The organism is Dyella sp., from assembly GCF_035277725.1.
Classification (GTDB): Bacteria; Pseudomonadota; Gammaproteobacteria; order Xanthomonadales; family Rhodanobacteraceae; genus Dyella_B.
Window position 1 is genome coordinate 39,498 of sequence record NZ_DATEJY010000035.1, and the last position, 10,635, is coordinate 50,132.

The following is a 10,635-nucleotide window of genomic DNA, read 5'->3' on the forward strand; positions in this document are numbered from 1 at the left end:
AAAAACGCACATGCGTGTTACGCTCCACGACATGAAGGGAAAAATCGTTTTTGCACTCGCAGCGCTGTTTTTCGCGACGCCGTTCAGCGCATGGGCCGAGCATCCCGGGCAGGCGAAACTGGTCGCTGAAGTAGCGAAAGATACCGGCAAGGATCCGGCCGCCTTGAACGCTTTGCTCGATGGCGCAAAGCGGCAGCAAAGCATCCTCGATGCCATCAGCCGACCGGCCGAAGCGAAGCCGTGGAGCGAATACCGGCAGATTTTCCTCACCCAGGCGCGGATCGACGCCGGCGTGCGGTTTTATCTCGATCATCAGGCGCTGCTGGAGCAGGTTGGCAAGAAGTACGGCGTCGATCCGCAGTACATCGTCGCCATCATCGGTGTGGAAACCTTTTACGGTCGCAATACCGGCAAGTACAAAGTGCTGGATGCGCTGGTCACGCTGGGCCTGTACTACCCGCCGCGCGCGGCGTTTTTCCGCAGCGAGCTGAAGACCCTGCTGGAATTGCCGAGTACGCAACTCGCCGGTCCGGTCGACATGCTCACCGGTTCGTATGCGGGCGCGCAAGGCTGGGGTCAGTTCATGCCCAGCAGCATTCGCGATTTCGCCGTGGATGAAGACGGCGATGGCCATATCGATTTGCAGAATTCCATGCCGGACATCCTGGGCAGCGTCGCCCACTACTTCGCCAAACATGGCTGGGTGAATGGCGGTCCTGTCGCAGCGCGCGCGCAGCCCGATGCCGCGGCGAAAGTGCTGACCGTGAAAGATGCCTCGCCGCAGTGGACGATCGAACAGCTCGAAGCGTGGGGCTACGCGCCGCTGCAGCACCTTGACCCAGGTGCGTCGAGCAGCCTGCAGACGCTGCAGGGCGCGAACGGTCCGGAGTACTGGTTCACCTTCAAGAATTTCCAGGTGATTACCACCTACAACCGCAGCGTGATGTATGCGATGGCGGTAAACCAATTGGCGCAGTCCATCATCGAAGTCGTGCACGCCCAGGAGAATGCCTCTCGATGAAGACGCTCCGGCGCCTGTCGCTGCTGCTCGCGGTTCCCCTGGTACTGGCCGGCTGCGGCGGACATCGCAGTACGCGTCCGGCTTCTTCTTCGCCTTACGCGCCATCGCATGGCGGTTCGAGCCGAAGCTCCGGCGGCATCTACGACGACACCAGCCGGCCGCAAAGCAGCCGGTATCGCGATGGCGCCGACAGCATTCCGGACGGCCCGCCGCCGGATGTCAGCAACCTGCCGGAACCCGTGCCCAAGGTCGAACCTCGCTCGTTGTACGGCAACAAGTCGCCGTATTCGGTGCTTGGCCGCACCTATAGCGTGCTGCCGACGGCGCGCGGCTATGACGAGCGCGGCATCGCCTCGTTCTACGGCAGCAAGTTCCATGGCTACAAGACCTCGAGCCTCGAGGACTACGACATGTACAAGTTCACCGCCGCCAGCAAGGTGCTGCCGCTGCCGAGCTACGCGCGCGTGACCAATCTGCAGAACGGCAAGAGCGTGATCGTGCGCATCAACGATCGCGGGCCGTTCCACGAAGACCGCGTGATCGACCTGTCCTACGCCGCTGCCGTGAAGATCGGCATCTGGCCCAAGGGCACCGGCTTGGTGGAAGTGCAGGGCATCGATCCCTCCGCGCCACCGCAAGAGGAGGCGCCACCGCCGCCACTTGTCAGCGCTACGCCCGCACATCCGCCCAGTATTTACCTGCAAGTTGGCGCATTCTCCGATCCGGCCAACGCCGAGCGTGTCGCCTCGCAATTGCGTGTCGCGAATTTTGCGCCCGTGCAGGTGTCTGATGCGACGATCGGCGGCCGTACCGTGCACCGCGTACGCGTAGGGCCCTTGAGCGATGTAGACAGCGCTGACCAGGTGAGCACCAAGATCGAACAAATGGGTCTGCCGCAGCCGCAGGTCGCGGTAGACTGACGTCTTTTCTGCGAAGAAATCATGGCGCCGCGTGCGCCAAGCACATAGAAACCGGAAGCAAGCCCACATGAATCCGTTCCGCCGTTCCCTGCACATGTTCGCCGCCGCCGCATTGGTGTTCGGCGTGAGTGCCGTTGCCCAACAGACGCCACCCAAGCCTGTACCGAATCCGCCGCCCGCGCCGGCCGCCGTCGCCGTGCCGGTACCGCCGCCACCGGATGTCGATGCCAAGGCATGGGTGTTGATGGACTACACCACCGGCCAGGTGCTCGCTTCCAAGAACCCCGACGAACGCGTGGAACCGGCTTCGATCACCAAGATCATGACCGACTATGTGGTTTCCGCACAGTTGGCCGCCGGCAAGATCCACCTCACCGATCCGGTGACGATCAGCGAGCACGCCTGGCGCGCAGGCGGTGCGGGTACTGACGGTTCCACCAGCTTCCTCAAGCTCAACAGCCAGGTGCCGCTGAAGGATCTGCTGTACGGCATGATCATCCAGTCCGGCAACGACTCGGCCATCGCCCTGGCCGAACACACCGCCGGCTCCGAGGAAACCTTCGCGAACCTGATGAACGCCTATGCCAAGCAACTCGGCATGGTGAACTCGCACTTCATGAACGCGTCCGGCTATCCGATCGCGGATCATTATTCTTCCGCGCATGACATCGCCATTCTTTCGCGCGCGTTGATCCACGATTACCCGGATGACTACGCGATCTCCGCGATCAAGGAATTCACCTGGAACGGCATCAAGCAGGGCAATCGCAATACCTTGCTGTGGCGCGATCCCACTGTGGACGGCATCAAGACCGGTCACACCGCCGAGGCCGGCTTCTGCCTGGCCGCGTCGGCCAAGCGTGGCGATGCGCGCATGATCGCCATCGTGATGGGTTCCAGCAACGAGAAGGCGCGTGCAGACGCGGCGATCGCGCTGCTCAACTACGGCTTCCGTTTCTACGAAACGCACAAGCTCTACGAGGCCAACAAGCCGCTGTCCACGCCGCGCCTGTGGAAGGGCGAAGAGGATCAACTGCCGCTCGGCGTGACGCAGGACGTGCTGGTTACCGTGAAGACCGGCGACTACGAAAAGCTCAAGGCGACGATGGACATTCCGTCCACGCTGATCGCGCCCTTCAAGAAGGGCCAGCAGGTCGGCACGTTGCACATCACGCAGGACGGTCAGAACATCATGGACGTGCCGTTGGTGGCACTCAACGATGCGCCGCAGGGCGGGTTCTTCAAGCGCCTGTGGGACAGCATCCTGTTGTGGTTCCACGGCAGCGGCAAGAAATGAGGATTCCCGATCGTGTAGGTTGGGGTGCGAACCCCAACATGGGATCTTGATCGACATGACAATGTTGGGTTCGCACCCCAACCTACGAGCCCATGGGGCCTCCTATGAAAGACCTGAGCGACATCAAGGCGCAACAAGAAGGCCAGGGGTTTCAATTCCCCGGCGAGTTCGAGATCACCGCCATGGGCAACGCCAGCGCGGATTTGAAAGCCCGCGTACCGCAGATCCTGGAGGGTATCGGTTTGCACGTGCTGCACGAAACGGTGAAGCATCGCCATTCACGCGAAGGCAACTTCCTGTCCGTCACCGTCAGTTTCCGCTGCGAAACCCGCGAGCAATACGACCTGGCCCATACCGCGCTGCGTGCCGATCCGGATATCCGCTATACCCTCTGAACCACTTGTTTTTCCCCTCTCCCCTCCGGGGGAAGAGGGCAGGGTGAGGGGCGGCTCTTGCAAGGCATGTTGCAGCAACGCGGCAAGCACATACACCCCTTCCGTCACTTGCAAGCCGCAGCCGCCGGCCACAGATTGGCCCCAATCCCGCGCAGGCCCCTCGATTCATGTCCCTCCCCCTGAAAATCCGCCACCTCGGGCGCCAACCCTACGCGCCGGTGTGGCAGGCGATGAGCGCCTTCACCGACAACCGCACCGCCGAAACCGTGGACGAACTCTGGGTGCTGGAGCACGACCCTGTCTTCACCCTTGGGCAGGCCGGCAAGATGGAGCACGTACTGGCGCCAGGCGATATTCCGGTGGTGCCGGTGGATCGCGGCGGACAGGTCACCTATCACGGCCCCGGCCAGATCGTGGCCTACCCGCTGATCGATCTGCGTCGCGCCGGGGTAGGGGTGCGCGAGCTGGTCAACCGGATCGAACAGGCCATCATCGACACCTTGGAACACTGGAATATCGAGGCCGTCCGTCGCGAAGGCGCGCCCGGCGTCTACGTGGCGGACGCCAAGGTGGCAGCCCTGGGCTTGCGCGTGCGCCGGGGCTGCAGCTTCCACGGGCTCGCTTTCAACGTAAACATGAACCTGGAACCGTTCCACCGCATTAATCCTTGCGGTTACAAGGGCCTGGCGGTCACTCAGGTGCTAGACTTGGGCGGTCCGTCGCGGCTGTCGGACGTCGAGGATGTGCTGATCGGCGAGTTCTGCCGGCAGTTCGGCTTCGAAGCTGAATCAGCTGCTCCCGTGATCCCCGAACTCCCCGCTCGCATGGCGGTCTGAGCTATTTCATGAGCGATACCAGCGCATCCTCCAGCAAGACCATTCCGATCAGCGTCGTCAGCGGCGCACCTGCCGAGAGCGCACTTGTCGACAAGCAGCTCGGCAGCGACAAGATCGCTCTCAACCGCGCCGGCTTCGATACCAACGTTCCCACACTGCGCAAACCCAGCTGGATTCGGGTGCGCCTGCCGCAAGGCAACGCCGTGCAGCAGTTGAAAGCGCGCCTGCGCGAGAACGCGCTGGTCACGGTATGCGAAGAAGCGTCCTGCCCGAACATCCACGAGTGTTTCAGCAAGGGCACCGCCACCTTCATGATCCTGGGTGACGTGTGCACGCGCCGCTGCTCGTTCTGCGATGTGGCACACGGCCGCCCCGCTGCGCCCGATCCGCTGGAGCCGGCGCGCCTGGCTGACACCATCCGCGACATGCGCCTGAAGTACGTGGTGATCACCTCGGTGGACCGCGACGACCTGCGCGACGGCGGCGCCGAACATTTCGCCGCCTGCATCCGCGCCGTGCGCCACACCAGCCCCAACACCCGCATCGAGATCCTCACGCCGGATTTCCGCGGCAAAGGCCGCATGGAACGCGCGCTGGAGGTGCTGAAGGATTTCCCGCCGGACGTGTTCAACCACAATCTGGAAACCGTGCCGCACTTGTATCGCGAAGTGCGTCCGGGTGCCGACTACCAGTGGTCGCTGGATCTGCTCAAGCGCTTCAAGGCGCAGCATCCGGACGTGCCGACCAAGTCCGGCATCATGCTGGGCCTGGGCGAAACCTACGAACAGGTGATCGAAACGATGCGCGATTTGCGCGCGCACGACGTCGACATGATCACCATCGGCCAGTACCTGCAGCCCACGCCGCATCATCACCCGGTGGTGCGCTACTGGACGCCGGACGAATTTGAATCCTTGCGCGTAGCCGGCGAGGCGATGGGCTTCCATCACGTCGCCTCCGGCCCGCTTGTCCGTTCTTCCTATCACGCCGACCAGCAGGCTCACGCGGCTGGCGTCACCGAGCACGCCTGAAGAGATACCCATGACCCTTCGCTTTCGCCCCCTGCTAGCTCTGTTGGTCGCGCTCAGCGTCACCACCACGGCAGTCTTCGCGCAATCGGCCGCCGACATGGGTGCCAGCAAGCCGCGCAAGGTTTCCACATTGCCGCTGCAGCCGACCGCCGACGAAGCCAACGCGGCGCTGATCTCCGCGCATCTGCTCACCCGCTTCCACTACGACGCGCAGCCGCTCGACGACGCGATGTCGGAGAAGATCTACACGCGCTACTTCAAGCTGCTGGATGGCGAAAAGGTCTTCTTCACGCAGGAAGACATGGCGAAATTCGCCAAGTACAAGGACCAGTTCGACAACGAGATCTGGAACAAGGACATGTCGGGCTCGTTCGACATCTTCAACCAGTACATCCTGCGCGCCATCGACCGCATGAACTATGCGCGCAGCCTGTTGAAGCAGGGCTTCGATTTCACCACCCAAGACACCTACACCATCGACCGCAAGAAGGCCGACTGGCCCAAGGACCAGAACGAGCTCAACGACCTGTGGCGCAAGCGCACCATGAACGACTGGCTGCGCCTGAAGCTGGCCGGCAAGAGCGACGACGACATCCGCAAGACGCTCGACAAGCGCTACAGCAACTACATCGACCGCATGAAGCAGCTCGATGACCAGGACGCGCTGCAGACCTTCATGACCGCGTATGCGAACTCCACCGATCCGCATACCGACTACATGGGCCCGCGCGCTGCCGAGAACTTCGACATCTCCATGAAGCTGTCGCTGGAAGGCATCGGCGCCGTGCTGCAGCAGCGCGACGACTACACCGTGATCCGCGAACTCGTCCCCGGTGGTCCGGCGATCAAGTCCGGCAAGCTGCACGTGGGCGACTACGTGATGGGTGTGGGTCAGGGCGAAAGCGGCCCGATCCAGGACGTGGTCGGCTGGCGCATCGATGACGTGGTCAACCTGATCCGCGGCAAGAAAGACACCACGGTGCGCCTGGAAATCGTCCCTGGCGACCAGGGCACCGATGGCAAGCACGACATGGTCACGATGGTGCGCAAGAAAGTCACTATCGAAGAACAGGCCGCCAAGAAGAAAGTCATCCAGATCACCGACAACGGCGTCACCCGCAAGATCGGCGTGATCGAACTGCCGATGTTCTATTCCGACTTCGGTGCACGCAGCGAAGGCGACAAGAACTTCAAGAGCGCCACCCGCGACGTCGCCAAGCTGCTGGGCGAACTGAAGACCGAAGGCGTGCAGGGTGTGGTGATCGACCTGCGCAACAACGGTGGTGGTTCGCTGTATGAAGCGAACGAACTCACCGGCCTGTTCATCGACAAGGGTCCCGTGGTGCAGGTACGCGATGCGCGCGGTCAAGTGCAGGTGCAGGGCGATGACGATCCGGGCATGGCCTGGAGCGGTCCGCTGGCCGTGTTGGTCAATCGCGGCACGGCTTCGGCTTCGGAGATTTTCTCCGCAGCGATCCAGGATTACGGCCGCGGCCTGATCATCGGTACGCAGACCTTCGGCAAGGGCACGGTGCAGACGCTGATCGACCTCAACCGCTTCGCCGCCGATACCGACAACAAGCCGGACTTCGGCGCGCTGAAGATGACCGTGCAGGAATTCTTCCGCATCAACGGTGGCTCCACCCAGTTGCGCGGCGTGACGCCGGATCTGCTCTATCCGAGCAACGGCGACGACAAGGATTTCGGCGAGTCGACCTACGACAACGCGCTGCCGTGGACGCAAATCGCACCCGCCGACTACAAGCCGGTGGCCGACATGAAGGCCTACTTGCCGCAACTCACGCAGATGCATGACGCACGCGTGGCCAAGTCGCCGGCATGGCAGCTGATGCTGGACGAACTCAACCAGTACAAGAAGCTGGCCGACCGCACCTCCATCTCGCTCAACTACGACCAGCGCCAAACCGAGCGCAAGCAACTGGATGCGATGCAGGCCGACTTCCGCGCACGTCACAAGGCGATCGACGGTGGCACCGCCGACGTGAGCGATGACGATCAACTCGACGACGGTCTCAACCCCAGCGAGCGCAGTCTCAAGTCGGAACTGAAGCAGCAGGAAGACGCCAAGAAGGCACCCGATCCGCAGTTGCAGGAAACTGCGCACATCCTGTTCGACGCTGTTGGCCTGATCGGTTCCAACCCAAAGCTGGCGGCCGAAGTGTTGCCGTACGGCGGCAAGCAGGGCGACAGCGCGTCGATGGCTTCAACCAGCAATGGGCCGGCTTCGCTGCCGACGCCAATGACGCAGCCGGCGGCGGCGGGTTCCAGCAGCAAATAAGTCGGTAGGCACGTAGGCTGGGATGAAATCCCAGCTTTCGTCGGCATGCTGAGGGTGGGATTTCATCCCAGCCTACGAAAGCGGCGCTTCGGTGCCGCTTTTTTTGTGCGCGCAAGGACGGTCATGGATTTCCCGGCCCGTTGGCGCGAGGATGCCGCAGACCTCCTTGCGACAAGGACCTGCCGCCATGGATCTGCTTTCCAATCTCGCTCTCGCCGGCGGCCTCGCTTGGGCCAGCGGCATTCGCCTCTACGCCACGCTGTTCATCGCTGGCCTGCTGGGCCGCCTTGGCTACGTCACTTTGCCATCAGGGTTGGAAGTGCTCAGCCACAACTGGGTACTGGTTACCGCCGGTGTGTTGATGGCCGGCGAATGCCTGGCCGACAAAATCCCCGTGTTCGATAGCGTGTGGGATTCCGTCCATACCTTCATCCGTATTCCCGTCGGTACCTTGCTCGCCTGGGGTGTGTTCAAGAATTCCGGCGCAGATGAACAGATCGCAGCGGCCTTGCTTGGCGGTGCGGTCGTTACCGGCACGCATCTGGCGAAATCGGGTACGCGCGCATTGATCAATACATCACCCGAGCCCTTCAGCAATTGGGGCGCGAGTGCGACCGAGGATATTTCGCTGCTGGGGATTCTGTATCTGGCATGGCAGCACCCGCTGGTACTGCTCATCGTGCTGGCGCTGTTCATGGCGCTGATCTGCTGGCTGTTGCCGAAGATTGTTCGCGGGTTGCGCATCATGGTCACCTGCCTACGCAAACTCGCCACCACGTAGGTTGGGGTGCGAACCCCAACATCCGGAACGGATGTACATGGCAATGTTGGGGTTCGCACCCCAACCTACGGCTTCGCTTGAGCTTTCTGCCACTGCTGATACTCCGTCACCTGCGGCAAATCCCGCAGCAGCTTCGAGTGCGGATCGATCACCACCAGCGCATCCGCCGGCACCTCCAACGAGCCTTCGCCATGCGTCATCGGCAGCGTGTGCACCGTTCCATCCACTTGCACCTCCACCGGCATCGGAAACGGCAAGTCACGTGGCACGCGCCACCGCAAGGTCAACGCATGGCCCACGCGCTGCTCGTCCAGTGCCGGCAACTGCGCCTGATACAGGTACACGTTGAAGAACCAGCTCACATCACGCCCGGTCACCTGGTTGACGATGCGAATGAAATCCTGCGAGCTCGCGTAATGCGGGGCGAAATTGCCGGGTTTGGGATCAGGCCGTCCATACACCAGCACGCGCAAGCTCTCGAAGAAATCGCGATCACCGATCAAACCGCGCAAGGCGTGCAGCATCAGCGCACCCTTGTCGTAGATGTCCAGGCCCGGGCCATGATCATCGTCATAGACCTGTGCTTCGGTCTGGCTTTTGCCTGAAACAATCGGGAAACGATCGTGCAACGACAGGCGCATCTTCTGCATCCACGCGTAGTAACCCATGTCGCCGTTGATCGACCCGCTGTACAGCGGCTGCATGTAGGTCGCAAACGCTTCGTGCAGCCACATGTCGTCCCAGTCGGCGTTGGTTATCTGGTTGCCGAACCACTCGTGCGCAAACTCGTGCTGCAGCAGCCAGTCGAAGCCGTTGCCATCTTTCTTGTAGCCGTTGCCGTAGGCGTTGATGGTCTGGTGTTCCATGCCCAGATAAGGCGTTTCCACCACGCCCATCTTCTCGTCGCCGAATGGGTAAGGGCCGATCATCGCTTCGTTGAACGCCAATATGCGCGGGAATTCGGCGAACAGCTTGCGCGCCTGCTCGTCTTCGCCCGGCAGATACCAGTACTGCAGCGGAATCACGTTGCCGTAGCGGCTGTGGTATTCGCCGGTCAGCTCTTTATACGGACCCACGTTGATGGAAATCGCATACGTGGTGGGATGCTTGGCACGCCAGTGATACGTGCGTTTATCGCCTTCGTCGCTGATGCCGATCAGCACGCCGTTGCCCGGCGCCACCAGCGGCTTCGGCACGGTCACGTACAGATCCACCAGATCCGGCTTGCCTTCCGGCTGATCGATGCAGGGCCAGAACAGATCGCAGCCTTCGCCTTCCACCGCGCTGCCGACCCACGGCTGGCCGTCTTTCGTGTGACTCCACACAAAGCCGCCATCCCACGGCGCCTTCTTCGCCACGTGTGGTTGGCCGCCGTAATGCACCGTGGTGGAGACATGCTCGCCGGCGCTCAATGCATGCGGCAATTGGATACGCAAACGTCCTTCCGGATTGCTCCAGGCGCTCGGCGCCAACGGTTTGCCATCTACGTCGATCGCGCTGATCGGCAAGTTGCGATCCAGGTCCAGCACCAGCGCATCGGTAGGCTCGTGCGCGGTAAAGCTCAGCGTGGCCGTGGCATCGATATGTTGCTGCGCGGGATCCACCGCGATGTGCAATTCGGCGTGATCGAAGTGCACGCGTTTTTGTTCGGCCGGCATCACGCCGCCGGAGTTTTCGGTCAGCGTGGTGAGCGGTGGCTGGTGGTGCTGGACATTGGCACAACCAGCGACGGCGAGAACAAGGCTGAGCGCGAGCAGGGCAGGACGCAATGGGCGCATGGGTCATGAGGGCCGGGTGGATATCCCGGCATCATGCGGCGTTGCGCGGCTACGCGACTAAGCCAGAAGTCATGCATGTCCCGCGTAGGTTGGACTGTCCCCGGATCAAGCCCTGTCTGTTGATCACAAATCCGATGTAGCAGTCCAGTCTTGCGATGATCGCTCCCTCCCCTGCGGCAGTAGGGGAGGGCTGGGGTGGGGTTGCTTGGGCTTTAGCGTGTCGCCGAATGTCGCGGTGTGAATCATGTGGCGCACACGCACCCCCTAACCCCAATGC

9 protein-coding genes are annotated in these 10,635 nt (G+C 62.1%); 8 read left to right on the forward strand and 1 reads right to left on the reverse strand.

Annotation, left to right across the window (positions count from 1 at the left end):
• The first annotated feature begins 10 nt into the window (after positions 1 to 10).
• The 8 genes from mltB to VJR68_RS03005 all read left to right on the forward strand — a co-directional run bounded on the left by mltB (position 11) and on the right by VJR68_RS03005 (position 8,580).
• Complete coding sequence (gene mltB / locus VJR68_RS02970; RefSeq protein WP_324146056.1) at positions 11 to 1,021, forward strand: lytic murein transglycosylase B; 1,011 nt, start codon at positions 11 to 13, stop codon at positions 1,019 to 1,021.
• Positions 1,018 to 1,941 carry a septal ring lytic transglycosylase RlpA family protein gene (locus VJR68_RS02975; RefSeq protein ID WP_324146057.1) on the forward strand — a complete coding sequence of 308 codons (924 nt, stop codon included), beginning with the start codon at positions 1,018 to 1,020 and terminating at the stop codon, positions 1,939 to 1,941. The genes mltB and VJR68_RS02975 overlap by 4 nt, the downstream gene beginning before the upstream one ends.
• 67 nt (positions 1,942 to 2,008) lie before the next feature.
• Complete coding sequence (locus VJR68_RS02980; protein WP_324146058.1) at positions 2,009 to 3,238, forward strand: D-alanyl-D-alanine carboxypeptidase family protein; 1,230 nt, start codon at positions 2,009 to 2,011, stop codon at positions 3,236 to 3,238.
• A 104-nt stretch (positions 3,239 to 3,342) separates the two neighbouring features.
• Positions 3,343 to 3,633 (forward strand): YbeD family protein, encoded by a 291-nt coding sequence (locus tag VJR68_RS02985; RefSeq protein ID WP_324146059.1) that lies wholly within the window; start codon positions 3,343 to 3,345, stop codon positions 3,631 to 3,633.
• A 167-nt stretch (positions 3,634 to 3,800) separates the two neighbouring features.
• The gene (gene lipB / locus VJR68_RS02990; protein ID WP_324146060.1) at positions 3,801 to 4,469 is read left to right on the forward strand and encodes a lipoyl(octanoyl) transferase LipB; all 669 of its coding nucleotides are present in this window, start codon (positions 3,801 to 3,803) and stop codon (positions 4,467 to 4,469) included.
• 8 nt (positions 4,470 to 4,477) lie between these two features.
• Positions 4,478 to 5,500, forward strand: coding sequence for a lipoyl synthase (lipA, locus tag VJR68_RS02995; RefSeq protein ID WP_324146061.1), 1,023 nt, complete (start codon positions 4,478 to 4,480; stop codon positions 5,498 to 5,500).
• Positions 5,501 to 5,510: 10 nt separating this feature from the next.
• Positions 5,511 to 7,799: a carboxy terminal-processing peptidase gene (locus tag VJR68_RS03000; RefSeq protein ID WP_324146062.1), complete on the forward strand. Its 2,289-nt coding sequence runs from the start codon at positions 5,511 to 5,513 to the stop codon at positions 7,797 to 7,799.
• A gap of 187 nt (positions 7,800 to 7,986) precedes the next feature.
• A complete protein-coding gene (locus VJR68_RS03005; RefSeq protein ID WP_324146063.1) occupies positions 7,987 to 8,580 on the forward strand; it encodes a DUF4126 domain-containing protein in 594 nt (197 codons plus the stop codon).
• A 65-nt stretch (positions 8,581 to 8,645) separates the two neighbouring features.
• Here VJR68_RS03005 and VJR68_RS03010 read toward each other — a convergent pair whose 3' ends face one another.
• On the reverse strand, positions 8,646 to 10,358 hold the full coding sequence (locus tag VJR68_RS03010) for a M1 family metallopeptidase (protein WP_324146064.1): 1,713 nt from the start codon (positions 10,356 to 10,358) through the stop codon (positions 8,646 to 8,648).
• Between the last annotated feature and the right edge of the window lie 277 nt (positions 10,359 to 10,635).